Source organism: Spirosoma panaciterrae DSM 21099, assembly GCF_000374025.1.
Lineage (GTDB): Bacteria > Bacteroidota > Bacteroidia > Cytophagales > Spirosomataceae > Spirosoma > Spirosoma panaciterrae.
Genome location: NZ_KB893185.1, coordinates 37,032 through 61,063 on the forward strand (window position 1 = coordinate 37,032; position 24,032 = coordinate 61,063).

At 49.3% G+C, this 24,032-nt stretch carries 24 protein-coding genes; 17 read left to right on the forward strand and 7 right to left on the reverse strand.

What is annotated here, in order from left to right; genetic code table 11:
• Positions 1 to 2: 2 nt before the first annotated feature.
• The 5 genes from B153_RS0116105 (at position 3) to B153_RS0116125 (ending at position 4,850) form a co-directional block, all read left to right on the forward strand.
• On the forward strand, positions 3 to 302 hold the full coding sequence (locus B153_RS0116105) for a DUF952 domain-containing protein (protein WP_020597761.1): 300 nt from the start codon (positions 3 to 5) through the stop codon (positions 300 to 302).
• 19 nt (positions 303 to 321) lie between these two features.
• Positions 322 to 1,422, forward strand: a complete 1,101-nt coding sequence (locus B153_RS0116110) for an efflux RND transporter periplasmic adaptor subunit (RefSeq protein WP_040761568.1) — start codon at positions 322 to 324, stop codon at positions 1,420 to 1,422.
• Entirely contained in the window at positions 1,423 to 2,907 is a 1,485-nt protein-coding gene (locus tag B153_RS0116115; RefSeq protein WP_020597763.1) for an efflux transporter outer membrane subunit, read from the forward strand.
• 173 nt (positions 2,908 to 3,080) lie between these two features.
• Positions 3,081 to 4,151 (forward strand): mannose-1-phosphate guanylyltransferase, encoded by a 1,071-nt coding sequence (locus B153_RS0116120; protein ID WP_026262208.1) that lies wholly within the window; start codon positions 3,081 to 3,083, stop codon positions 4,149 to 4,151.
• Positions 4,152 to 4,277: 126 nt separating this feature from the next.
• The gene (locus B153_RS0116125) at positions 4,278 to 4,850 is read left to right on the forward strand and encodes a hypothetical protein (RefSeq protein WP_026262209.1); all 573 of its coding nucleotides are present in this window, start codon (positions 4,278 to 4,280) and stop codon (positions 4,848 to 4,850) included.
• Between the two features lie 11 nt (positions 4,851 to 4,861).
• Here B153_RS0116125 and B153_RS0116130 read toward each other — a convergent pair whose 3' ends face one another.
• The 4 genes from B153_RS0116130 to B153_RS0116145 all read right to left on the reverse strand — a co-directional run bounded on the left by B153_RS0116130 (position 4,862) and on the right by B153_RS0116145 (position 7,874).
• Entirely contained in the window at positions 4,862 to 5,296 is a 435-nt protein-coding gene (locus B153_RS0116130) for a hypothetical protein (RefSeq protein ID WP_020597766.1), read from the reverse strand.
• Between the two features lie 5 nt (positions 5,297 to 5,301).
• Positions 5,302 to 6,198 carry a cyclase family protein gene (locus tag B153_RS0116135; protein WP_020597767.1) on the reverse strand — a complete coding sequence of 299 codons (897 nt, stop codon included), beginning with the start codon at positions 6,196 to 6,198 and terminating at the stop codon, positions 5,302 to 5,304.
• 93 nt (positions 6,199 to 6,291) lie between these two features.
• The gene (gene thiL / locus B153_RS0116140; RefSeq protein ID WP_020597768.1) at positions 6,292 to 7,314 is read right to left on the reverse strand and encodes a thiamine-phosphate kinase; all 1,023 of its coding nucleotides are present in this window, start codon (positions 7,312 to 7,314) and stop codon (positions 6,292 to 6,294) included.
• Between the two features lie 113 nt (positions 7,315 to 7,427).
• Positions 7,428 to 7,874 (reverse strand): hypothetical protein, encoded by a 447-nt coding sequence (locus B153_RS0116145; protein ID WP_026262211.1) that lies wholly within the window; start codon positions 7,872 to 7,874, stop codon positions 7,428 to 7,430.
• Positions 7,875 to 7,977: 103 nt separating this feature from the next.
• Here B153_RS0116145 and B153_RS0116150 point away from each other — a divergent pair, with 103 nt between their 5' ends.
• From B153_RS0116150 to B153_RS0116160, 3 genes are all read left to right on the forward strand, one after another.
• Entirely contained in the window at positions 7,978 to 8,223 is a 246-nt protein-coding gene (locus B153_RS0116150) for a cytochrome b5 domain-containing protein (RefSeq protein WP_020597770.1), read from the forward strand.
• Between the two features lie 9 nt (positions 8,224 to 8,232).
• Positions 8,233 to 9,081, forward strand: coding sequence for an N-acetylglucosamine kinase-like protein (locus tag B153_RS0116155; RefSeq protein ID WP_020597771.1), 849 nt, complete (start codon positions 8,233 to 8,235; stop codon positions 9,079 to 9,081).
• Between the two features lie 71 nt (positions 9,082 to 9,152).
• Positions 9,153 to 10,223 (forward strand): ferredoxin--NADP reductase, encoded by a 1,071-nt coding sequence (locus tag B153_RS0116160; RefSeq protein WP_020597772.1) that lies wholly within the window; start codon positions 9,153 to 9,155, stop codon positions 10,221 to 10,223.
• Between the two features lie 92 nt (positions 10,224 to 10,315).
• Here B153_RS0116160 and B153_RS0116165 read toward each other — a convergent pair whose 3' ends face one another.
• Together B153_RS0116165 and B153_RS0116170 are read right to left on the reverse strand one after the other, a co-directional pair.
• Positions 10,316 to 12,832, reverse strand: coding sequence for a M56 family metallopeptidase (locus B153_RS0116165; RefSeq protein WP_020597773.1), 2,517 nt, complete (start codon positions 12,830 to 12,832; stop codon positions 10,316 to 10,318).
• 72 nt (positions 12,833 to 12,904) lie between these two features.
• Complete coding sequence (locus tag B153_RS0116170) at positions 12,905 to 13,279, reverse strand: BlaI/MecI/CopY family transcriptional regulator (RefSeq protein ID WP_020597774.1); 375 nt, start codon at positions 13,277 to 13,279, stop codon at positions 12,905 to 12,907.
• A 167-nt stretch (positions 13,280 to 13,446) separates the two neighbouring features.
• On the opposite strand from B153_RS0116170, the gene B153_RS0116175 reads away from it, so the two are divergent.
• The 8 genes from B153_RS0116175 (at position 13,447) to B153_RS0116210 (ending at position 22,545) form a co-directional block, all read left to right on the forward strand.
• Positions 13,447 to 15,177 carry a M3 family oligoendopeptidase gene (locus B153_RS0116175; protein ID WP_026262212.1) on the forward strand — a complete coding sequence of 577 codons (1,731 nt, stop codon included), beginning with the start codon at positions 13,447 to 13,449 and terminating at the stop codon, positions 15,175 to 15,177.
• A gap of 124 nt (positions 15,178 to 15,301) precedes the next feature.
• Positions 15,302 to 15,580: a hypothetical protein gene (locus B153_RS0116180; RefSeq protein WP_020597776.1), complete on the forward strand. Its 279-nt coding sequence runs from the start codon at positions 15,302 to 15,304 to the stop codon at positions 15,578 to 15,580.
• Positions 15,581 to 15,802: 222 nt separating this feature from the next.
• Positions 15,803 to 16,876: an NAD-dependent epimerase/dehydratase family protein gene (locus B153_RS0116185; RefSeq protein WP_020597777.1), complete on the forward strand. Its 1,074-nt coding sequence runs from the start codon at positions 15,803 to 15,805 to the stop codon at positions 16,874 to 16,876.
• 142 nt (positions 16,877 to 17,018) lie between these two features.
• Entirely contained in the window at positions 17,019 to 18,695 is a 1,677-nt protein-coding gene (locus B153_RS0116190; protein ID WP_026262213.1) for a hypothetical protein, read from the forward strand.
• Between the two features lie 47 nt (positions 18,696 to 18,742).
• Positions 18,743 to 19,690 carry a glycoside hydrolase family protein gene (locus B153_RS0116195; protein ID WP_020597779.1) on the forward strand — a complete coding sequence of 316 codons (948 nt, stop codon included), beginning with the start codon at positions 18,743 to 18,745 and terminating at the stop codon, positions 19,688 to 19,690.
• Between the two features lie 94 nt (positions 19,691 to 19,784).
• Positions 19,785 to 20,597: a hypothetical protein gene (locus B153_RS0116200; protein ID WP_020597780.1), complete on the forward strand. Its 813-nt coding sequence runs from the start codon at positions 19,785 to 19,787 to the stop codon at positions 20,595 to 20,597.
• A gap of 114 nt (positions 20,598 to 20,711) precedes the next feature.
• Positions 20,712 to 21,668, forward strand: coding sequence for a glycosyltransferase family 2 protein (locus B153_RS0116205; RefSeq protein ID WP_020597781.1), 957 nt, complete (start codon positions 20,712 to 20,714; stop codon positions 21,666 to 21,668).
• Positions 21,669 to 21,774: 106 nt separating this feature from the next.
• Positions 21,775 to 22,545: a glycosyltransferase family 2 protein gene (locus tag B153_RS0116210; RefSeq protein ID WP_020597782.1), complete on the forward strand. Its 771-nt coding sequence runs from the start codon at positions 21,775 to 21,777 to the stop codon at positions 22,543 to 22,545.
• Between the two features lie 5 nt (positions 22,546 to 22,550).
• Here B153_RS0116210 and B153_RS0116215 read toward each other — a convergent pair whose 3' ends face one another.
• Positions 22,551 to 22,994, reverse strand: coding sequence for a hypothetical protein (locus tag B153_RS0116215; protein WP_020597783.1), 444 nt, complete (start codon positions 22,992 to 22,994; stop codon positions 22,551 to 22,553).
• A gap of 72 nt (positions 22,995 to 23,066) precedes the next feature.
• Here B153_RS0116215 and B153_RS0116220 point away from each other — a divergent pair, with 72 nt between their 5' ends.
• Positions 23,067 to 24,029, forward strand: a complete 963-nt coding sequence (locus tag B153_RS0116220; RefSeq protein ID WP_020597784.1) for a YheT family hydrolase — start codon at positions 23,067 to 23,069, stop codon at positions 24,027 to 24,029.
• Positions 24,030 to 24,032: the final 3 nt, after the last annotated feature.

Genomic DNA, 24,032 nt, shown 5'->3' on the forward strand with positions numbered 1-24,032 from the left:
CGATGAGTATCATTTATCACATTGTTCTAGCGGCCGACTGGGCCCGTTTCGAAAATGAGCCAGCTTATGAGGCTGCTAGTTTGCAGACCGAGGGCTTTATTCACCTGTCGCAGAAAGAGCAGGTCGATGGAACATTGAGTCGCTATTACCAGAACGTGCCAGATTTATTACTGCTACACGTCGACACGGACAAATTAACGCCTGAGTTACGCTATGAGCCGTCAACTAATGATGACTTGTTTCCGCATTTATATGGGCCGCTCAACAAAGAAGCCATTGTCGTCATAGAACGTTTGAATTGATTGACTTTTAAGGATGTATATGAAAGCGTTACGGATTATTATTCCACTCCTGGCCCTGATTGCCCTGTTTGTTTTTTTCGGGGTATTGCCGCGTATCCGCAATAGTCAGGAGCTAAAGGCCGAAGCCATTGCCGAAAAAAATCGGGAACCGATTGTAAATGCGGTACCCCTGAAAAACGCATCGGATACAACCGGACTGGCATTGCCCGGTCAGATTCAACCCTATCGGCAAACGCCTTTGTATGCCCGTACGCAAGGCTTTTTGCGTCGCTGGTATGTCGATATTGGTACTCAGGTAAAACAGGGACAGCTTCTGGCAACCATCGATGCGCCTGAGCTAGATCAGGACATTGCCCGCGCCAAAGCCGATCAGCAACTTGCCCAAACGAATCTGGAGCGTTTACAAAGTGTGCAGTTGCCGGGGGCAGTCGCCAAACAGGATGTCGATACACGCCAATCAGCCGTGGCTGTTGCTCAGGCCAATGTTCGTCGCCTGGAAGCCTTAAAAGATCTACAGCAGATTCGGGCTCCGTTCAGTGGAGTAATCACCAGCCGTACGGCCGAAAATGGTGTGCTCGTATCACCAGGGGCGGGGCAGCCTTTGTTCACCATCTCCGAAATTGGGACCCTTCGGGTATTTGTTGATGTACCACAAACCTATTTTCAATACGTAAAAGTGGGTTTGCCGGCTACAGTTGTCATTCCTGAATTAAAAAATCAGAAATTTACGGGTAAGGTAGTGCGAACATCGGGAACATTGCGCAATGACTCGCGGACGTTATTAGCCGAAGTGGTTATCCCTAACCCCAAAGGGAATCTGCCGTCGGGTTTGTACAGCCAGGTTAAATTCGACATGATCAATGCCAATGCGCCGGTGCTGATCCCTGCCAATGCCCTGCAAATAACCCCGCAAGGGCCCCAGGTCGTTGTGGTCGATACCGATCAGCGCGTACACTTTGTGCCTATTACACTCGGACGCGATTACGGCACAACGCTTGAAGCCGCCAGTGGATTGACCGGACGTGAATTTGTTGTCACTAATCCGAATGACCAGCTTAAGGATGGACAAAAAGTAAGACTTCGGAAGCCAATAGCCGAAAAAACAGTGGCAAGTAAGTAAATGAAGAAACATATTTTAAGCATCTGGTTTTTGGCTTGTAGTGGGTTGGCCTATGCGCAAACAACACCCGTTAATCCAACCGGAGGGGCCGTCACGATTCAGCCGGGGACCAGCCCCTCAACCGGGCAGGGCACCGTTCAGCCGCAGAATCCGGGAAGTACACCATTGCCCGCCACCTCGGTCTCATCGGCAGACAATGACCTGACACCCGCCCTGACCGTCAGTGGCTTTAAGCGGTTTGGCGACCCTATGCTCGAATCGCTGATTCAACTGGGGCTCGACAATAGCCCCAATCTAAAAGCGGCTCTGAGCCGTCTGGAGGAAGCCCGGATTCGGGTGCGCGTGGCCCAGTCATTTCTGTCACCTTCCTTGCGGAGTTCGGCGTTGATTACAACCCAGAGCCTGTCGCAACACCGCCCGCTGGCACTGACGACGGCGGCACCTGATGAGTTGCCGCGCTTCCAACTGAACACGTTTCAGCTTTTGCCTATCGACGCCAGCTACGAACTGGACCTGTTCAGACGGATTCGGAGCAGCATTGCCGTTTCCGAATTACAGGCGCAGGCCAGTGTAGCCGACTACCAGGCGTTCCGGCTCTCACTGGCTGCCGACATTGCGCGGACCTATCTGCTCATTCGCGGAAATGACGCTGAGCAGGCTGTTTTTCGTCGGAATATCCAGTCTCGTGATACCACGCTTTCAATACTTCGCGAACGCTTCCGGGTGGGGTTGATTAATCAGATCGACGTACAACGTGCCGAAACCGATTATGCAACATTGCAGGTGACCCTGAAAGGGCTGGAACGCGCCCGCGTTGAACTGGTCAATGGATTGGCGCAGCTTTGTGCGCAGGACCCTACTCAATTTTCGGTGCCGTCAGGGACACTTCCGACCGCTGTTCCGGTTTACCCGTATACCAGTGTATTGCCCGAGCAGTTGCAGCGTCGGCCTGATCTGGTTCAGCTAATTCGGCAAAATCAGGTGGCTACAGCCCAGGTTACGCTTCAGCAGAACAGCACACGGCCCAGAGTAAATCTGGTGGGTTCGGGTGGCCTGCTTTCGGGGCGGATCGGGCCCTGGTTTACACCCAGTAGTGCCACGTATATTGTGGGGGTAAATGCCTCAGTTCCGCTGTACGAGGGACACCGCGCCAAGCAAACTATTGCGCTTTCCAGACAGCAGGTGCAAACAGCCCAGCAAACGTACCAGCAGGCCATACAACTGGCCCAGCGTGATGCCGAAACCGCTCTGGATAATCTGACCCTGCTTCGTCAACAGATTGACTTACAGGGTCAGACGCTGACATTGGCCCGCCGGACCGAACAGTATAATCGTGAGCTTTACGTTCGGGGGCTGGCGACTTATCTGGAAGTGCTGGATGCTCAACGTACCATTCTTACAGCCGAGCAACAACTCGCTCAACTACGGAGTCAGGAAATGCAGTATGCGGTAGCCTTACTACGCGCCGTTGGTGGTGATTATTAATTAGTTTACTGATTTGTTGTTTCGGTTTCTATTTAGTTGCCGTCTGCTAAAAAAATAAATAAAACGTGCTTACTGAGCAGTAGGGTCTTCTTTCCGTTTGGTTGGAAATCGTAACTTGGACTTCGAAAATCAGTTATATACTAGCAACTTTGCTATAACTTATCGAAGTATCAATGAATCATACGTATGTAGTTATTATGGCAGGAGGTGTCGGAACCCGATTCTGGCCGTTCAGCCGCACGAGCTATCCAAAACAATTTCATGATGTACTCGGCACTGGCCGAACCTTACTGCAACAAACTGCCGACCGTTTTGAGGGCATTTGCCCCCCTGAGCATATCTTCATCGTCACGAGCTGGCTTTACAAAGACCTTTGTCAGGAACAACTCCCACAGTTGTCCGACGATCAGGTATTGTGTGAACCCATAGCCCGGAATACCGCGCCCTGTATTGCGTATGCGTGTTACAAAATAGCCCAGCATGACCCGGAAGCCAATATTATTGTGGCTCCTGCCGACCACATTATCCTGAAAGAAGAGGAGTTTCAGCGGACGATTCAAACGGCGCTCCAGGCTACAAAAGGGCAGGATATTCTCGTAACCCTGGGCATTCAGCCTAGCCGCCCAGATACGGGATATGGATACATTCAATACATTCCGGAATCGGGCGATGTGATCAAGAAAGTGAAGACATTCACTGAAAAACCGCATCTCGAACTAGCGCAGCAGTTTGTAGCGAGTGGTGAGTTCGTCTGGAATGCGGGTATTTTCGTCTGGAATGTACAGGCTATCATCAAGGCATTTGAACAATACCTTCCCGAAGTTGCTGAGATTTTTGCCGAAGGGGCGGATGTTTACTACACGGAAGAAGAAAAAGCATTTGTCGATAAAGCGTACTCGCTTACCAAAAGTGTCTCCATCGACAATGGGGTCATGGAAAAGGCAGGTAATGTACATGTCGTTTTAAGCGATTTCGGCTGGTCGGATCTGGGTACCTGGAAATCATTGTATGAAGTGTCGGACAAAAACGAAGACTTCAACGTGATCGACGGCCATATTATGTTGTACGATACCAAAAACTGCATTATCAAAACGCCTAAAGATCGGTTGGTTGTGGTCAATGGGCTGGATGGCTATATCGTGGCTGAGTATGATAACGTCCTGATGATCTGCCGAAAAGAAGAAGAGCAAAAAGTGAAAAACTTTGTAGCCGACGCGAAAGAACGAGGCACGGAGTTTGTGTAGCATCGATTAGCTTCCCGAAAGTAGCTATTGCACTTTCGGGAAGCTAAAATCCGCCTGTTAAACAGTCTGCAAGGCAATGGCAGAAATGATCTGTTCGTTAGCGTTGTACATGGTGCTCTACGATTTGTGAAAAAAGTAATTTACCTAAGTTTTTCGCTCCTCCTAACGACCCTATTGCTGGCGTGTAAGGAAGCCGACACAGGTTTTTCGCCTGGAGCCGGTGATACCCGCATTACGGGTACCTGGCGGCTGGTCGAACGGCTCTTTCAGGTCAATGTCAATACGACGGCCTATGATTCGGTCTTTGTCAAAGGCTATTATAAAATTGATTCGACGCTGATAAACGGGCAATACATTAAAGATTCCGTTTTTGTGAAAGATCACTACGTGAGAGATACCATTCAGATCACGAAATCGGTCGATGTTATTAGCCGATACCCGAGTAGCCGACCCCAAACGCTTACCTTCAATACCGACGGCAAGCTAAGCGCCGATGGGGATTCGATGTCGTACTACTTTCCCATCAAATATTACCGGGTCGATACAACCTATCCGGATAGCCTGGGCATAAATTTTTACATCTACACCAACCGGGCAAACGTCTATTTTCAGCAAGGATTACGGTTCAAAGGCGATACGCTTCTATTTCTGCCCCGTTGCGAACGACCGTGCTATTCGAAATTTGTTCGAGCCAGGTAGTTACGCTTCGGCTATTTTGTTGCGGTGAGGGTTACCGACGTGGTACTGAACGGATAATTAGCCAGATTCAGCGTGCCCAGTACCCAGCTTCCCACTTTGGTGCTGCCATTATACAGATCAATGGTGTTGTCGCTCCGTTGCAGGGAAATGGTTTTGCTTTCCGAAAAAGTCGAGCTGCCCGACGAGCTGGCTGTTGTATAGGAAAGGGTAAGGTCAACTTTGTCCAATGCAGTCCCGTTTCGCACGATGGCCGCATTACCACTGGCTACGGTTGTTGACTGGTTGTTGCTCGCCAGGCTAATTGTTGTGAAGGTATACGTTCCCGACACACTTTTGGCCAGATCGGGGTCAGGAACGCTTTCGGTTTTTTTACAGCCACTGATCAGGAACAGACACAGGCAAAGGATAGTAAGCCCGTAGGAAAAAGAATGAACGAGTTTAAACATAGGTTTTAAAAGCTATAAATCTTTGCCATTGCCCTAACTGGAAACGTACCCGCTCCTTTAAACTTGGGTGGCGCAGCCGTAAAGGTAAAGCCCTCATTAGGAACTGCAGACAACTGGCACAGATGTTCGACAATCAGAATGTTGGCCCCTAATAAGGTTGTGTGTACCGGGCGGCTATTCCCACGCGTATCGTCGATATTGTGAGAGTCGATGCCAACCAGTTTTACCCCACAATCGCGCAGATAATCAGCGGCATCAGCTGTCAGGAACGGGTGTTTCTCATAGTAGGCTTCGGTGTTCCAGAAGGTATCCCAGCCGGTATGGATCAGTACGGCCCGGTTTCGCAATTCATGATTTCGGAGATGCTTTTCGGTAATCGCCAGCGTATCGGTGTGTGGAACGCGAATGACGATGCCTTCCAGATCAGTAAATGCCTCCAGACCTACTTCGGATAAATCATGACCATCTTCGAATCGGTGAAACGGACAGTCCAGATAGGTGCCGGTATTGGTAACCATTTCGATCTTGCCAATCTGAAACTCCGTACCCGGCGCATACAATTGGCGGGACCGTTCGCGACTCAGATAATCGCAGATGATGGGGGCGGGGAGCCCTTTGTAGGTGACTAACCCATTCTCAATTGTATGGCTCAGGTCAATCAGGCGATGGCCCGAATACGTGTTGGGTGAATGGCTGCGCTTATGCGGCTCAGTGATGATTTCTTTATTGAAAATTTGGGCTTTACCGACCATCAGTAAACGTAAATCCGCAACGACATAGTCGATCAACTCCTGGTCCGAAATTGAATCACCGTCAATATCCAGTCGAAAGTCTTCACCTTTCAGGCTTCCGCCATTGGTAAACTCGAATGCGAAATCAAACTTTACCCGCTTTTGTGTCATTCTGTTAATAGAACGCAGATTTTTATGAGTGTTATGATGAACACGGATCTTAATCAATCACCAGAATCCGCGTTCTATTTTTTGAATGAAGAGTTATGATTGCCCCCAGCCCTGCGCCCGAATAGGTGTTTGCTGACCCGCTTTGGTAGCCAGAACCACCTGCGAAGGGTCGGCCGTCAGGTAGCCAATAGCCGTAATGCGGGCGTGGTTCGCTAACTTTTCAAACTCCTGCGGGCGAACCGTAAACAACAGTTCATAATCTTCACCGCCATTGAGGGCCGCCGTTACCGGACTAATTTTAAACTCATCGGCAGCCAGGTGCGTCTGATCATCGATCGGGATGTTTTCGTCGAAAATAACCGCACCTGTACCCGATTGATGGCAAAGGTGGAGTAGCTCCGAAGCGAGTCCATCCGAAACATCGATCATGGCCGTAGGGCGAATACCCAGATCGCGAAGCTCATGAACAATGTCGGTACGAGCATCGGGGCGGAGCTGACGCTGAAGCAGATACGACCGCTCTTCGGAAAGGCTCGGTTGCATATTGGGATCGGCCAGGAAGACCTGTTTCTCCCGTTCCAGCAGTTGCAGGCCCAGGTAGGCCGCGCCCAGATCGCCCGTTACACAGAGCACGTCATTCGGTTGGGCCGTATTTCGGTACGTGATTGATTCTTTAGGAACCTTACCCAGTACCGATACCGAAATAACCAGTCCCGAACGGGAGGCTGTCGTATCGCCCCCAACCAGATCGACATTATACGCGGTACAGGCAGCCCGGATGCCTTCGTATAATTCATCGACGGCTTCGACTGGAAAGCGACTACTGAGGGCAATGCCAACGGTCACCTGGATGGGCAATCCGTTCATGGCAGCAATGTCCGAAACCCCAAACGTGATGGCTTTGTACCCTAAATGTTTTAGCGGCACATACGACAGGTCGAAATGAATACCCTCCACGAGCATATCCGTAGCCAGCAGACCGTACTGATCGCCCCAGTCAAATACAGCCGCATCGTCGCCAATGCCCCGTACGGTTTCGGGATGTAAAGGTGATGAAGTGGCTTGCCGGATTCGTTCGATCAGGCCAACTTCGCCAATTGTAGTTAGGTCAGTCATAGAAATAGGTACTAGGGAGCTGTTTTTCACGAACTCTATAGGTAGGATGCATGAAAAAAGCCGCTCCGATTGATTTACGGAACGGCTTTTTTAGAGAATTGGTTTATACCGCCTTACGGATTTGTCAGCGTATAGACGTTGGTACTACCACCCGTTTTCTGGCTGGTCGTTGTCCGGGTCAATTTTAAGTTGTTATCATCAATGGAATTGATTGTAAACGTGATGCTTCCATTGTCGCCAGTTGGCGAAGGGTTCAGATTCGTTAGTTTCAGTGTGTTATCGTCGGGTAGCGAATACTGACCGGTGAAGGTATTACCGTCAAATTCGGTATACTTTACGGTTGGGGCACTGCTCAGATCAAGCTTAAAACTAGCGTAGTTGCGGATATTGTTCGTAGCGCCTTTCGTATAAACAGTGGTGCTGTTTTCGTCTACTTTACTGGCGGTCCATACTTTGGCAATCCGTTCCGAAACGGGAGCCACTTTATTACCCTTACAGCCCATTAGCAGACTGAACATGCTTACTACCGAAAAGAAACCGATAAAATAAGTCTTTCTCATGGTGAATTAAATGCAGAGAATCAGAAGTGGCTAAAGTTACGCTAATTTTGATGTCACTCACAAAATTGATGCCTAATTATTCATTCAACTGATTAAGCGGACGATGTCGCCTGAAACTCCATTACCCGCTTATACGCGCTCACAACTTGCTCTACGCAATGGTCAGGACCGTGACGAGATCTGGTGTGCCTACAACGGCCTTATTTATGATCTGTCGACGTCGCGACTGTGGCGTAACGGTCACCATTATGAACACTGGGCTGGTCAGGACCTGACCGACGAACTGGTCGATGCGCCCCATACCAACAGTGTTTTTGGTCGGTTTCCGGTAGTTGGAACATTACGTTAAACGCAAACTATGTCATTATTAATTGCCGATAGCGGCTCTACAAAAACCGACTGGCGGCTTGTCGATACGGACGGGCAAACCCACGCTATTCAAACGGACGGATTGAATCCATATTATCAATCGACGGCCCAAATGACGGAAACTTTACGCCAGCAACTGCTCCCGCAGGTGGCCCATGCCACCGTCCGTAAGGTTTTTTTCTATGGAACAGGCTGTACAGGGCCAGCCGTAAATCATATTGTGAGCGATTCCTTGCAGGAAATACTGCCTGGCTTACAGGTTGTTGAGGTAAATAGCGATATGCTGGGAGCCGCTCGGGGCGCTACAGGCCATGAACCCGGTATTGTTTGTATTCTGGGAACGGGCTCCAATGCCTGCTGCTATGATGGCGCGAAAATCAGTCGGGGTATTCAGTCGCTCGGTTTCTGGTTGGGCGATGAGGGGAGTGGCGGCTATTTGGGCAAAACGCTGGTCCGCGATTTTTTTCAGGAACGTTTGCCCGCCGATCTTCGTGAGCTATTTCAGGCCCGTTACGCGCTCGACCGCCCGACTCTGCTTGAAAATGCCTATCAGAAACCTTATCCGAACCGCTATTTTGCGGCCTTTACGCCTTTTTTATCGGATCATTTATCGCATCCTTACATAGCTGGTCTGGTCGTCGATGCGTTTACCCTATTCCTGACGACGTATGTGAAACGGTTCCCGGAATCTGGCCAGTGGCCGGTTCATTTTGTAGGATCAATCGCTTATTATTTTGCCGAGCCCTTACGGATAGCCGTTCAGCAAACGGGCCTGATTATGGGAAATATTCTGAAAGCGCCCGTCGAACGTTTGGTTGAATTTCATAAAAATAGCTGAGTATCGGACGTTCACTGTATTTTTGTAGGATGGTTTTCGGTTTATTCCGAAGCTGACAACTACCTGAAAGAATGGCAAATCGGTATTTTTTGAAAGTAAAAGACGTCGTTCGGGAAACACCCGACGCCGTGACAATAAGTTTCTGGCACCCCATCAACGAAGAAGTTCGCTATCAGCCCGGTCAGTTTCTAACGTTTCTGCTCAACATTAATGGAGAAAAAATACGTCGGTCCTATTCGATGTCATCGTCTCCTCACATGGATGTGTCGTTATCGGTATCGGTTAAGCGGGTGCCGGGTGGTTCTGCTTCCAACTATCTCTGCGACCGGATCAAGCCGGGTGATATTCTGGAAACGCTTGAACCCATGGGCACTTTTGTGCCGAAGCTGGACCCGCAAAACAGACGGACTCTGGTGCTGATCGGTGCCGGTAGTGGTATCACGCCTTTGTTTTCGATGGCTAAGTCGGCACTGCACGTAGAGCCCAATAGTCGGGTATGGCTAATTTATGGCAACCGGAATCAGTCGTCGATTATTTATAAGTCGCATCTGGACGCCATGGAGCAAGCCTACGGGCGTTCGCGCTTTCAAGTGACCCATGTACTCAGTCAGCCTACCTATGGCTGGACGGGGGCAGAAGGGCGATTGAATCAGCATTCGATCAGTAAATTGCTGGAACAGCTCCCGACCACTGAGCGGCAGAATGCCAGCTATTACCTGTGTGGCCCCGATGGCATGATGGCCGAAGCCCGCTCGGCCCTGGCCTTACTGGGCGTATCGACTGAACATGTGCATAAGGAAAGTTTTGCGCATGCGCCCGTTACGGCTGGTGATGTGGTGGAAGAGCCTATGACAGCCGCCGATACGGGTACGCCCGAAGTGACGGTGCTGTACGAAGGCAGTGAGTACAAATTTACAGTAGCCCCCCATCAGACCATCCTGGAAGCGGCTCTGGATCTGGATATTGATTTACCGTATTCCTGTCAGGCGGGTATGTGTACGGCCTGTATGGGACGGTGTACCTCGGGGAAGGTTAAGCTCGACGAAGAAGATGGCCTGTCGGAATCTGAACTCAAAGCGGGGTATGTGCTCACCTGCGTGGCACACCCCGTTGGCCCAAATGTGGTGATCGAGATTGAGTAATCGAATCATAAACGCGATAAAGCCGTAAGTTGAGCAGATCGTGTCCTCAACTTACGGCTTTATCGTTTCCTGCCAATATACACCATTCACGCTCAGTTATTGGTACTGACAACGGATGCAGTTGGCTTACTATTTGCCGTTTGCACCGTTGTTGTAACGGATGGACGAGCATCAGCACTAGCTGTAGGGATCGTATTGAGCGTGATAGAAGCGGTTTTGGCCGTAGGCGTTTTGTCCGATTTTGCTACCAGGCTTCTTACCGACACAGCATGCTCATTGTTAAGGGCAGGTGTTACACTGGATTGGTCTTCGGGTTTAGGAGCTGTTGGCGGTTTGGGTGTTGATCGGGGAGCGGCTGGTTTTGCGGTCCGTGCGGGTGGAGCTGGCGCATCAACATCGGGTACGACGTGTGCATCAGGAACAACGGCGGGCGCTGCGGGTGCTTTCATACGAGCCGATGGACGAGCAGCAGCGGCTGGCGGTGCGGGGGGCGTTGGACCATAGGAGAAACCAACACGGGTTCTGGCCGGACGAGCCGCACGGGGAGTAGAACGAATTTTCGGACGAACATTTCGAAGGTCATATTCTAACTCACTCTTGTATGCGTCTGGAGCAGATAAGTTGAAGTCGCCATCAATTTTTACATCTACGTCTACATTTGATAATTGGTCTCCATATTGGCCCATTTCTTCCGACAGGCGCTCCAGGCGTTGGTTTAACTCCTGCGTTTCATGCTCTAGTTTCTCCAAGGGCTTCCGGGCGTCCATCATCCTGGTTTGAGCGGCTTCAATTTGCTGGTTAATTTCTTCGATACGCTCTTCCTGCTTTTTAATTTCAGGTTCCAGAGCGGCTACCTGCTTTTCGACCTCATCCAGCGTTGCCTTTTGCTTGCCCTCCTGATGCATCATTTGCCGTTGCTTCTCGATCAGAGTCATTCGTTGCTGCATCAGTTTCTGTTTGCGCCACTCCAGCATTTGTTGGCTGCGCTCCGATTCTTCAATGGGAAACTGCATTTTTTCCATCTGAAGCTGTAAAGACTGGATATGTTGCGTCTGCTGTTGCATAAGCTGACCCAGGCTATCCATCTTCCGTTGTTTCAAAGTCCGGAGCCGATCAAGAGAATCGTGCGGAACAAGCCCGGATAGTGGGGCAAGAGCATCACGAATTAACTTCTCCTGATTGATTGTCGATAAGGCATTGGTCGGTTCGTTTAGCACATCAGGTAAATGCGTGGCTGTACCTACCGACATATTCGAAAGGTCGATGTGCGATAGTCCTTCCGACAGCGAAGCCATACCGCTCTCGAAAGCATAATTTTTCTCAATGATCGTCAGGAGTATATCGCGGTCAGTCTGAGGAACAGCATCAAGCGATAATTGCCCAGCCATGACGCCATCAAGCTGGTGCTGTAGCCGCGTTATCCGTTCGGCTGATAGTAGCTGGCCTTTCCACACAACATAACTGATATGGCTGTCGTCGGCCATGCCATACTCTGAACGGCTATCTACTTTATGCTTGCGGGTCGTCTTCATCGGACGGGGCTGTACCTTCGTATGTTTGGGAGTATCCTGTTTTTGAACAGCGTAGACCGATACACTCATGAGTAGGATCGTTACGAGCGTCAGCCCCGCCAGGCTACTGTTCGAAATAAAGGGCTTGGTGGGTACACCCAGTACCCGACGTACCCGATGCAGTAGCTGTTGCCGTTTTGAGGCAAACGCCATCGCCAGCGAAGGGGCCTGAATTTGCTGCGTTAGCCGTAATTCTTCAATACGGGCGAGTGCCTGAGCCAGTACGCGTCCATCGCCCCCACAAACCTGAACCGCCAGATCATCGCAGCAATGTTCGCGCTCTTCCCGAACGCGTGCCGAAAGCCACCATAAAGCCGGATGGAAAAAATACAGCACTTCAACGACGGATTGCAGCAGATTTACGGCATAATCGTATCGTTTGATATGCGCTAATTCGTGGGCTAAAACGGCTTCAATCTCCCGAATGGATAGGTTTGCGGCCAGTCCGATAGGCAGTAACAGAACCGGTTTAATGACGCCAACGACCATCGGAACGGCAATTCGCGCCGATTCGCGTACCTGGATGAGCCCCCGAATGCCCATTGCCGAACGAAGTCGATCCGTCATTTGAGCCCAGCCTTTCGTAGCGGGTTGCAGCGCCGTTCGGCTCAGTCGTTGTAGATAAAGCCATCCCCCAGCCAGCCGCAAACCAAATAAGGCTACACCGATCAGATAAACCAGCACAAACTGGCTCAGATGGATTTCGAGAAATTGCTGTAGTTGCTGAGGCCAGGGCAACGTTTGTGTCATGGTTTGCCAGCGTACGGGATACAGAAGCGCCTTGTGGCCATAGACTGGTAAGGTAGTGGTGGCTACGGCAGGCTTATAATACCAGAAAAATGTAACAAGAGAAGCCAGCACCTGTAAGGATAGGGTGGCCACACCGACCTGATAGCGTAACGTGCTGGATCGTTTACGAAGCACATGCAATACAATAGCCAGCGGCAGCACCAGCGCGAAACCCTGCCAGATAGCGTGAATCAGTGTCCAGCCCAGCGCATCCGCTACCGGATTCGACAAAAAATGGAAAGCGTTCATGAGTATAGGAAGTCTTTATGTATAGAAATTCAGTTAATCACATCCTCAATCGACAAAATCTGTTCAAGCAGTTCAATCCGATAAATCCCGGTTCAGGTTGTTTAGGAGGGCTTTGATTTCATCCAGTTCCTCGCGGGAGGCTTTGTGCTGCCCCAGTACCTGCATGACCAGTTTGGAAGCCGATCCCCGAAAGGCGGTTTCAACAAAACGGTCGACCAGATTCCGTTGGGTGTCTTCTTCGGTAACGAGGGCCGTATAGGTGTGCGATCGACCGTCTTCTTCGCGCGAGAGCAGGCCTTTCTCGTGCATAATCTGCATGAGTTTCAGGGCCGTTGTGTACCCAATTTCGCGGTTTTGACTTAAACTGTCGTGCACCTGTCGGACGGTGCTTGGTCCATTGGCCCAGAGCACATGCAGGATTTCGAGTTCGGCATCAGTTGGCTTCATTGTTCATCTACGAAATATTTCGTAGCAATTATATACGAAGATTTTCGTAGATGCAAATTTGTGAACAAAAAAGTTTTGGAATGACTTAATGGGAAGGAGGCTTTGAAGCCGCTATATTGCTGTTTGTCTTTATTTACGAGCCAAAGGATTTTTCTGCTGAGTTACTGATGACTGCCAACGAAACCCTGACCATTCCAGCCCGACCCGCTCGCCCATTTATCGGCGAAACCCTAACGTTGCAAAGCTGGGAAGATGTAAAACCCCTTTACGATAATCTGCTGGAGAGGCCCCTCCATAATGCAGATGATCTTCGGCAATGGCTGATTGACCGGAGCGAGCTGGAATCCTATCTGTCGGAAGATTTTGCCTGGCGCTACATTCGTATGACCTGCGACACGGCTAATGAAGAACTGGTCAACAATCTAAATTTTTTCATTGCTGAGATTCAGCCACCGATGACCGCTGTGGGTAACGAACTGGATCTGAAAGCAGTGAATAGCCCTTACCTAAGCCAGTTAACCGACGAAGGTTATGACGTGATGGTGCGGGGTATGAAAAAAGCCATCGAAATTTTCCGGGAAGAAAATATCCCGCTTCAAACCGAGCTTCAAACCGAAGAGCGGAAGTACGGTGCTATCGTCGGAGCCATGACGGTTACCATTGATGGGCAGGAAATCACCTTGCCCAAAGCCAGCGATCTGCTCCAGTCGACCGATCGGGCGGTGCGGGAAGATGCTTGGCGTAAAATCTGGGAGCGCCGTTACCAGGATCACGAAGCACTCGACCAGCTCTTCGATCGCTTACGAACCTTGCGGCATCAGGTGGCAGTCAATGCGGGCTTTGCTAACTTTCGCGATTATGCGTTCGCTGCGCTGGGTCGATTTGACTATACTCCGCAGGATTGCGTTCATTTCCATGAGTCAGTAGCCGAAGCGGTTGTTCCCCTGCTCAATGAACTGGCAAAGGAGCGGAAGCAAAAGCTTGGTGTCGACCCACTTCGTCCGTGGGATGCCAAAGTTGATGCAGAAGGGCGGGCTCCATTGAAACCGTTTGCGACCGGCGATGAGTTGCTGGAAAAAGCCATCACCTGTTTCGACCGGCTGGATAAGGAGTTGGGCGATGACCTGCGTATTATGCGGGCGATGGGCCATCTGGATCTGGAATCGCGGAAAGGGAAAGCACCGGGTGGGTACAACTACCCGCTCGAAGAAATTGGCGTACCCTTTATATTCATGAATGCAACCTCCAGCCTGCGCGATCTGGTAACGATGGTGCACGAAGGAGGACACGCCGTTCATTCATTCCTGACTCGTGATTTACCCCTAAAAGCCTTCCGAAATCCGCCGATGGAAGTGGCCGAGCTGGCGTCGATGAGTATGGAACTGCTGTCGATGGACCATTGGGACGTTTTTTTTGAAAACCCTGAAGAGTTGCGTCGGGCCAAATTACAGCACCTGGAGTCGATCATCGAAACCCTGCCCTGGGTAGCCACCATCGATAAATTTCAGCACTGGGTGTATGAGAATCCAACACATACCGATGCCGACCGTCGGGAGAACTGGCTTCGTATCTATGACCAGTTTACCGATTCAATCACTAACTGGGATGGGTTTGCCTATTATAAGGAGTACATCTGGCAGCGGCAGCTTCATTTATACGAAGTGCCGTTCTATTATATTGAATACGGCATTGCGCAGTTAGGCGCTATTGGTGTCTGGCGAAATTACCGTCGTGATCCAAAACTAGGGTTAGATGGATATAAACAAGCGCTGAGTTTGGGGTATAAACGACCGATTCGGGACATTTACGAAGCCGCTCATGTACCCTTCGATTTTTCCCAGGCTCATATCCAGGAGTTGATGAATTTTGTGTGGGAAGAGATTCAAAAACTACGATAAAGGCTGTGGGTCAACGGGCAATAGCCGGGCAAACTAGTCATTTATTAAAAAACTAACGACGCATGGTTATTGACAAACGACTCTTTTTCCTATTTTTGCCGAATCAATTCGTAATCAAGTTGCTATGAAACGCGTACTCAATATAGGTTTGTTAGGTGTGTTGGTATTGTCGCTGGCCTCGTGCGATTATCAGAAATATAATTCCGTACGCCAAACAGACTATCGTGCTGGTGATGTCAGCTCAACCTATCGGGCAGGCGATCCAGAGGTATATGGCCTTGGTAAAGATTCGCCAGCCGTTCAGACCCGATATAAATATGCTCCGAATGCGGCTCTGGATGCTAAAGCGGATGAGATTCGGAAAAAATTGTATGGCCCTAACAATACGACCCAAAGTTTGTAGGAACTGCTGAATAGACATAGAAAAGCGATGAATTGGCCAATCACTAGCCGGTTCATCGCTTTTTTTGTTCGTAGCAACAGGCTTCTATACCTTGCGCGTTTTATTCAACGGCCGTACCAAACGCACCGTAAGTGTAAATTTTTGTGTTACTTTGTTGAGTCAAACAACTTGAGAAAAAAGAACTATTTGGTGAGATAAGCCGCTCTACGCATAAATAACTATATGAAAATTGCACTAGTTACAGGTTCGGCAGGGTTGATCGGTAGTGAAGCCGTTGCCTTCTTTGCCGATAAATTTGATCTGGTCGTTGGGATCGATAACAACATGCGCCAATACTTCTTTGGCGCTGATGGCTCTACTGAATGGAACCGAAACCGCCTGGCAGACGCCTATTCGAACTACCAGCATCGCACCGCCGATATTCGTGAAGTGCCCCAGCTTGAAGTCATCTTCAAAGAATTTGGGACCGATATTAAATTAGTTCTCCACACAGCCGCTCAACCCAGCCACGACTGGGCTGCCCGTGAGCCGTTTACCGATTTCGGTGTTAATGCGGTGGGTACGCTCAACATGCTGGAGATGACCCGGCTCCACTGCCCCGAAGCCGTATTTATTTTCACCTCTACCAACAAGGTATATGGTGACAACCCTAATTTCCTGCCGCTGATTGAAACCGAAACGCGTTGGGAAATAGACCAGAACCATCCTTACTTCGAGAACGGTATCGATGAGTACATGAGTCTGGACCACACCAAGCACTCCATCTTTGGGGCCTCGAAAGTAGCCGCCGATGTGATGGTGCAGGAATATGGGCGCTATTTCGGTATGAACACGGGCGTGTTTCGGGGAGGCTGCCTGACAGGGCCTAATCATTCGGGGGCTCAATTGCATGGTTTCCTGTCGTATCTGATGAAATGCGCCATTACGGGCAATCAATACACCATCTTCGGCTACAAAGGCAAGCAGGTTCGCGACAACATTCATAGCTGGGATTTGGTGAATATGTTCTGGCACTTCTACCAGAACCCCCGCCCTGGTGAGGTGTACAACGCCGGTGGTGGTCGTTATGCCAACTGCTCGATGCTGGAAGCCATTGCCCTATGCGAAGAGATTTCGGGCAACAAGATGAACTACCAGTATTCGGAAACGAACCGAAGCGGTGACCACATCTGGTACATCTCGGACCTAAGCAAGTTCAAGCTGCATTACCCCGATTGGAACTGGACGTATGATCTGAAAGAAACGATGATTCAGATTCACGACAGCATGGCGGCCCGGTTAATGAGCCATAAATAAGTTGCCATTGGTTATCATTCATTGTCATTGGTTGTCATTTATTGAGGTGTTGGCTATCAATAAATGACAACCAATGACTACTGCATGACAACGCATGTTACTTGTCCACTTGCATGTATAAAGCGATTGAATTTAATTAGCAATGAGTTTTTTGAAATCTCCTCTACTCTGGGAAACGGGAGGCTGGCTTGCTTTTTTGATTGTCGCAGCTCTATTAGTAAGAGGTGATTTTCGTTCTCAACTGTCTCGTAACCAGCAACTCGGCTTGCTGTTAGCCCTGCTGGGTCTCCTTTTTTTCAAGCGGCTTCCTATTCTGTTTATCAATTGGGAACTGAATCCCGACGAAAGCCAGCTGCTGTCGCAGGCAATTACGCTTAAACACCATCCTGTTTACTGGAAATACATTGATGGGGCTACGATGGGGCCGCTCAGTTCGTATTATGTGGCTTTACCCGGTTATGTCGGTGTTCCCCTGAACTATATTGTGCTGCGCTGGCTGGCGTTTGCGTGTATGGGAGTCAGTGTCGTCAGTGGTTACCTGACCATCGAGAATTTTTTCAATGCGCGTACGGCCCGGCTGGCTTTATTTCCTCTTATCGCTTTTCTGGCCTTTACGACCAACATGGATTTTTTGCATGCGACCAACGAACAGTTGTCGCTGGCACTGATTGGTCTATCGATCTGGCAATATTCCCGATTATGGCGTCAGCAGGCTTTCGACGCTACAACAGGTTTGTTTCTACTCGGTTTTCTGAGTAGTCTGGTTCCCTTTGCCAAGTTGCAGGGCACACCAACGGCACTCGCTGTGGTTCTGGCGGCTTTTCTTAGCCTGTTTGGACAATATTCAGCCATGCCACGTTCCAGATTCTGGCGGGCAGTAGCCAGTTTGGTAGGAGGGGGGCTTGTCTTTCCGGCCTTAGTTGTTGTGCTAACGATTGGCTTTGGTGTTTTTTCGGATTTCATTCAGTTTTACATAGCGGGTAATTTCGCCTACGGTGCCGAAGCATCTTTCTGGGATTTCCTGCTTCTGTTTCCGGCGTTTATCGCCCATACTACCGATTTTCTGGTATTCCTGCTGCCTACTTTTGCCTTGATACTTGGCTGGCTGCTCATAAGGCCGCGCCATGCAGAAAACAAAGTTAGCTTGCTGCTGTTTGGTCTTGGTCTGGTAATAGCCAGCGGATATGCGATCATTAAGCCGGGCAATGCTTTCACCCATTACCTGCTTTATCTGACATTTCCGGTTTGTCTGGTAAACGCCTGGTTTATCGATAAGCTTCGGAAGTCGCTGCATACGGTTTTATGGGTTGCGTTTGTCGTACTCTCTGTTGGAGTAAGCGCATTTTTACAGGCTGACAGGCCGGCCAGCGACCCGCTAACCATTTACAAGAAGACGCCGTTCGATTTTCGGTTTTTCCGGCGTTCGCCAACGGCTCAGGAGGCACTTAAACTGGCTAAACCGGGCGAAGATCTGGTGGTGTGGGGCTGGGCACCTATGTATAATGTGCAGACACAGATGCCACAGGGGGTTTGTGATAACCACGTTATTCGCTGTGTGATGGGATCAAACCAGCCTGTTCACCGAGCGCGATACATACGGAATCTGGAAGCATCGCGCTCGCCCGTATTCATCGATGCCGTTGGTCCGAACTCAATCTGGCTGAATGATCGCGCCCGGTTTGGCTATGAGATATTTCCCGAATTGAAAACCTATATCGACCAGCATTATCAACTGGTTGGCGAAATAGAACATAACCGTGTGTTTGTCCGAAAAGATCGGTACAAACCCCTGCTAAATGAATTGTCGAACAACGAGTAGAACCTGGAAAAGCTTTTGACCATTCAGGTTTATAATTTCTAAATCATATGTGGACGAAAAAAGGACTGATTTATAAGCCCGATGGCTCAAAACCATTTAGCCGTACCCACGCACAGGTGCCTTTTGGCTATCCGATGGATGGCAAAATCCGGGTTTACTTCTCCACGCGCGATGAAAACATCAACTCGGCCGTTTCGTTCGTTGAGCTAAACCCCGATAATCTTTCTGAAGTTACCTATGTGCATGATCAGGCCTGCCTAACAAAAGGCGCTGTTGGCATGTTTGACGAAACGGGTACGATGCCGTCGTGGTTTTTGCCCGTTGGCGACGAAATCTGGTTGTATTATACCGGCTGGAACAAAAGTGAAACGGCCAGCTATCGACTGGGTATCGGCCTGGCCATCAGCCGGGATGGCGGCCTGACGTTTGAGCGGAAATTTACAGGGCCTTTGCTCGATCGGTATATTTTCGATCAGGTTTGGGTTGCTCAGCCCTGTGTGATGCGCGAGGAACAGGCCGACGGGTCGATTCGCTGGCGTATGTGGTATCTGTCGTGTACCAAAATCGAAGTGATCAATGGTCACCCGGAGCCGTTCTACGATGTAAAATATGCCGAATCGACCGACGGTATCCATTGGGAGCGCACAGGAAAGGTATGTGTGGGCTATGATGAATTTACCGATGCCATTGGTCGGCCTACGGTTTATAAGGACGGAAATTTGTACAAAATGTATTTTTCGTACCGCAATTCGCTCAACTACCGGACCAATGTGGAGCAGAGTTACCGGATTGGTTATGCAGAGTCTGAAGATGGAATCGACTGGGTTCGGAAAGACGAGCTGGCAGGTATCGAGCGTTCATCAGAAGGCTGGGATTCGCTGATGATGGACTATTGCCATATTTTTCCGCATCAGGATCAGTGGGTTATGTTTTATAACGGCAATGGATTTGGGGCATCAGGGTTTGGGTATGCCACACAATCAAAAACTGATTAAAAACAGGCCGTTGTTGACCAAAATCAGTAGGGGGTAATTTGGATTTTGTCTAGGCAGCCGCCTATTTTGTACTAAATCAGTATCTGGACAAACTATGAAAGAATTAGCAAAATACCTGATAAAAGTTGATGCCGAATTCAAGGATGGTCAAATCGTGCCCGAAATACCGTTCGAGGAAGTGATGGCATTGGTCAACGAACCAAATATTGTTATTGTCAAATCAGGCATTCCCGAAGAAATGCTTCGGGGAACGATTGCTGCTACTCGATCCTGGGCAGCAAAAACACCCCTGGCCGAAGCGCCTGATTCGTTTGATAACAACCAACATAAACAGCGCCTGCATATTGCTAAAATTCAGCAGGCGCCCCAACTATTCCACGACCATACGTTCGATGCTATTCTTGATCTGGAAGAACCAACCAAAACAGAGCTGTTGAGCGTTTTTAATCCACTTCGCCAGTTCTGGAATAACCTTACCGGGAATAAAGAAGAATACGGTATCCGCAAGGGACAGCCTTATTTTCACCCGCAGGTAACCCACTACCCGTTGGGCGGCAGCTTCTTCGGACGGCACTGGCACCCGCTCAATCCGCAAAAAGTAGGCACTATTCTGGCCCTGAATCAGTACGGTAAGGATTACACATCGGGCGGAACAGGCTACGTAATCAACGATCATATTATTGAAACGGAAGGCTATCAGGACATGGGTGACATTATCCTGTTCCGGTACGATCTGCCCCACTGGGTAAGTCCTTCGAGCTTTGCCGATCGGTTTAGCTGGGATGATCCCGCTGGTCGGTGGGTGGCGATTCTGCCTTTCTACGATCCGTGGGGAACACCCGCTGAAAAAGATGAGCCTCAAGGCTGGAAAGAACATATCCAGACCGCTAAAGCAGTAACTGTTTAAACTAAATAGTCGTTAGAATTGAGGAGCGAGGAGTGAGAATGGCTGGCGCATATTGTCTATATTGCGCCAGCCATTCTCACTCCTCGCTCCTCAATTCTAACGACTTACTCTATTATGCCGAAGGTTAGTGTACTGATTATCACATATAACCAGCACAAGTTTATTCGTCAGGCTATCGACAGCGTTTTGGCCCAGAAGACGAATTTTCCTATTGAAATACTAGTAGGGGATGATTTTTCGACCGATGGCACACGGGAAATCATTCAGGAGTATGAACGCCAGCATCCTGGCCTGGTGATTGGCGTACTTCATCCGCATAATATGGGTAAGAATGGGGGAATCAATTTTTTAGAAACCCTAAAACGAGCCAAAGGTGAATATTACGCCCTGATCGATGGCGACGATTACCTGACAGACCCGCTTAAACTACAGAAGCAGGCCGATTTGCTGGATGCCCATCCCGATTATTCGATGACGTTTCATAATGCGTTGATTACCTACGAAGATGGAAGCCCTTCGTACATACTCAACGGACCGGATATGAAGCCATATTATACGGTCGATGATTTGATCGGAGAAGATGAGATCTGGTTTATGGCTACGTCGAGTACTATGTATCGGAACAATATAAAAGAGTATCCAGCCTGGTTTCGGGAGTCGTCCAGTGGTGATATTCCCCGATTGATTCTGAAAGCCAAACTCGGCAAAATTGGTTATATTCCTGATGTTATGTCGGTATATCGGAAAAACCGGGCTGGTGCCAGCTTTCACGACAATGAGCGCGATGAAGTATTTTTGCGCAACCGGATTCAGATGTACAGTAATATAAACAAAGAACTGGGGTATCGGTACAATACGGTTCTTCGCCGAAATATTGCCCGGTACTATCGCATGATGCTGGATGCGAAGCAGTATGAGGGGAGCTATTTCCGGCGTGCACGGATTGCCATGAAATACCTGTCGATGGCTAAGCCTGAGTGGAAAAAGGCGAAAAAGGTGATTATTGAGTATATTGTACCGAAGCCATTAGCCAAATTGTATAGTACTATACGACTTTTACCATATAGGTAACCATTTGCACAATTTAGTCTGATGTTCAGCGTGTACGGTTACTTCCTTTAAGGGCGTGTACTCACCAGAGCCACCAGACTTTCATCCATAAAATCAATACATACGAATGAAATTAAGTGTTGTCATACCTGCTTATAATGAAGAAGAGTCGTTGCCACTTACGCTACGGTCTCTCTACCAAACCCTGGCAAAGCACGGAGTCCCGCACGAAATCTGTGTAACCAACGATAACTCGAAAGATGGTACGCTACGGGTGTTAGAGCAGTTGGCCGCTACTGAAATTCCGACCTTAGTCTATTACACCAACCCCGGTCCCAACGGATTTGGCTATGCCGTACGGTACGGTCTGGAGCGGTTCACGGGCGATTGCGTGGCCGTTTTTATGGCCGATTTGTCCGACGACCCTGAAGATCTGGTTAAGTTTTACAACAAAATGCTTGAAACCAATGTGGATGCCGTATTCGGTTCGCGTTGGGAGAAAGGAGGAAAGGTTATCGATTATCCAGGGCTGAAGAAGTTTATTAACCGCATTGCCAACTTCATCGTCCGAATCATGATGGGTATCAAATACAACGATACCACCAATGCCTTCAAACTCTATAAACGAGAAACGATAGAAGGCGTAAAACCGTTTTTAGCGCCCCATTTCAACCTTACCGTCGAACTACCACTGAAGGCAATCGTACGTGGCTATACCTATGCTGTAGTGCCCAATAGCTGGACAAACCGCAAGTATGGCGAGTCGAAACTGAAAATCAAGGAAATGGGTAGTCGCTATTTTTTCATTCTCCTGTACTGCCTGATTGAAAAATACTTCTCACGGGGCGACTTCCGAAAGAAATCCGTTAACGCACCTGCCCAAACCGTCAGTCGGTAATTGCCTTATCCGAATATTCCCTTTAAACCTGGGATTTGATAAATGGCAACAGTCTGGACTACCGCCCAGATGGTGCCGCTGATGAGCATATAAAGCAGCAATTGCCCCCGTTTGACGCCGAACGATATGGCCAGTATGGTTCCTCCGATAGGGGTCAGAATGAGAGGGGTCAACAGAGCAATGCCTGCCATACCTGCCCGTTTCCAGATGCGAATGGCTAAACGGGTGCGCCGGGTAAACCGTTTGGGCGGAGTAGGTCGATAGCGTTGCCACAAGGCCTGCAGGGCTGCGCCCGCATAGGCCACGACTACCACGCTCAGCATCATACCCAGGGTTGTAAAAATCGCCGTTTCGAGCCAGCTAAGTCCAAGCGCCACCCCTGTTAAAGGCCCGCCAATAAATTTGATGGTACTGGCAATTAGAACAGAAATATACTTGGCAATCGGCATGGTAGTGATGGATCGGACAGACGAAATATCGCAAGGGAACAACGAAACAAAAGTATCGGTTGTTCAATTAATATGCCGCTGATTCGTTCATCCTATCCCGGCCCGCCAGCTTATCAGTACAACGGGCATCTCCAAACCATTATCCCAAGCCTGACGCGCGTAGTTACTGGGGTTACTTATGAGCGCGAACGACTGACACTTAGCGATGGTGACTTTGTTGATCTTGATTGGATCGATAAAGGGCAGAACCAATTACTTGTGCTTACGCATGGACTGGAGGGCGATAGCAACCGGCAATACATGCGTGGTACGGCCAGGTTGTTTTCTGAACATGGTTACGATGTATTGGCCTGGAATTGTCGGTCGTGCAGTGGTGAAATGAATCAGGCCTTCCGGCTCTACAATCACGGTGAAATTGGCGATTTGAGCGAAGTCATTCAGCACGTACTCCAGCGAAAAGAATACCGGAAAATTGTGCTGGTCGGTTATAGTATGGGTGGAAATATTACCCTGAAATACCTTGGCGTACATGGCAAGCAACTTCCTGATGCTGTTAAGGGAGGAGTCGCTGTTTCGGCGCCAACAGATTTGGGGGCTAGTGCCCTATTGCTCGACCGGGCATCAAACTGGTTCTACCGAAAGCGGTTCATGAAAAAACTGATTGTTAAAATCAGTGAGAAAGACGCCAGGTTTCCGGGCAGGCTGAATATGAGTAAATTAAAGCAGGTGAAGCAATGGCGTGATTTCGATGAGTTTTTTTCGGCACCTGTCAATAATTACCGGGATGCAGAAGATTTTTATACCCAGGCATCGGCCGTTAATTTTATGCCGGGCATTGCTGTGCCCGCCTTATTGCTAAATGCTCAGAATGACCCACTTCTCTCGCCCGAATGTTCGCCAGCCTGGTTAGCCGAGACCCACAAACTGATTTTTCTGGAAACGCCACAAAAGGGAGGGCACGTAGGTTTTCAGATAGCTGGGGATACGTATACGTACGCTGAACGATGCGCCCTTGCCTTTGCCCAAACCATTTGATCG

Bases quoted from the DNA above. Each gene is read 5' to 3' on its own strand.
- B153_RS0116145 (WP_026262211.1), bottom strand. From the start codon at position 7,874: ATGAGAAAGACTTATTTTATCGGTTTCTTTTCGGTAGTAAGCATGTTC.
- B153_RS0116155 (WP_020597771.1), top strand. From the start codon at position 8,233: ATGTCATTATTAATTGCCGATAGCGGCTCTACAAAAACCGACTGGCGG.
- B153_RS0116105 (WP_020597761.1), top strand. From the start codon at position 3: ATGAGTATCATTTATCACATTGTTCTAGCGGCCGACTGGGCCCGTTTC.
- B153_RS0116180 (WP_020597776.1), top strand. From the start codon at position 15,302: ATGAAACGCGTACTCAATATAGGTTTGTTAGGTGTGTTGGTATTGTCG.
- B153_RS0116220 (WP_020597784.1), top strand. From the start codon at position 23,067: ATGCCGCTGATTCGTTCATCCTATCCCGGCCCGCCAGCTTATCAGTAC.
- B153_RS0116215 (WP_020597783.1), bottom strand. From the start codon at position 22,994: ATGCCGATTGCCAAGTATATTTCTGTTCTAATTGCCAGTACCATCAAA.
- B153_RS0116120 (WP_026262208.1), top strand. From the start codon at position 3,081: ATGAATCATACGTATGTAGTTATTATGGCAGGAGGTGTCGGAACCCGA.
- B153_RS0116150 (WP_020597770.1), top strand. From the start codon at position 7,978: ATGTCGCCTGAAACTCCATTACCCGCTTATACGCGCTCACAACTTGCT.
- B153_RS0116205 (WP_020597781.1), top strand. From the start codon at position 20,712: ATGCCGAAGGTTAGTGTACTGATTATCACATATAACCAGCACAAGTTT.
- B153_RS0116170 (WP_020597774.1), bottom strand. From the start codon at position 13,279: ATGAAGCCAACTGATGCCGAACTCGAAATCCTGCATGTGCTCTGGGCC.
- B153_RS0116130 (WP_020597766.1), bottom strand. From the start codon at position 5,296: ATGTTTAAACTCGTTCATTCTTTTTCCTACGGGCTTACTATCCTTTGC.
- B153_RS0116190 (WP_026262213.1), top strand. From the start codon at position 17,019: ATGAGTTTTTTGAAATCTCCTCTACTCTGGGAAACGGGAGGCTGGCTT.
- B153_RS0116110 (WP_040761568.1), top strand. From the start codon at position 322: ATGAAAGCGTTACGGATTATTATTCCACTCCTGGCCCTGATTGCCCTG.
- B153_RS0116165 (WP_020597773.1), bottom strand. From the start codon at position 12,832: ATGAACGCTTTCCATTTTTTGTCGAATCCGGTAGCGGATGCGCTGGGC.
- B153_RS0116210 (WP_020597782.1), top strand. From the start codon at position 21,775: ATGAAATTAAGTGTTGTCATACCTGCTTATAATGAAGAAGAGTCGTTG.
- B153_RS0116195 (WP_020597779.1), top strand. From the start codon at position 18,743: ATGTGGACGAAAAAAGGACTGATTTATAAGCCCGATGGCTCAAAACCA.
- B153_RS0116115 (WP_020597763.1), top strand. From the start codon at position 1,423: ATGAAGAAACATATTTTAAGCATCTGGTTTTTGGCTTGTAGTGGGTTG.
- B153_RS0116135 (WP_020597767.1), bottom strand. From the start codon at position 6,198: ATGACACAAAAGCGGGTAAAGTTTGATTTCGCATTCGAGTTTACCAAT.
- B153_RS0116160 (WP_020597772.1), top strand. From the start codon at position 9,153: ATGGCAAATCGGTATTTTTTGAAAGTAAAAGACGTCGTTCGGGAAACA.
- thiL (WP_020597768.1), bottom strand. From the start codon at position 7,314: ATGACTGACCTAACTACAATTGGCGAAGTTGGCCTGATCGAACGAATC.
- B153_RS0116200 (WP_020597780.1), top strand. From the start codon at position 19,785: ATGAAAGAATTAGCAAAATACCTGATAAAAGTTGATGCCGAATTCAAG.
- B153_RS0116185 (WP_020597777.1), top strand. From the start codon at position 15,803: ATGAAAATTGCACTAGTTACAGGTTCGGCAGGGTTGATCGGTAGTGAA.
- B153_RS0116175 (WP_026262212.1), top strand. From the start codon at position 13,447: ATGACTGCCAACGAAACCCTGACCATTCCAGCCCGACCCGCTCGCCCA.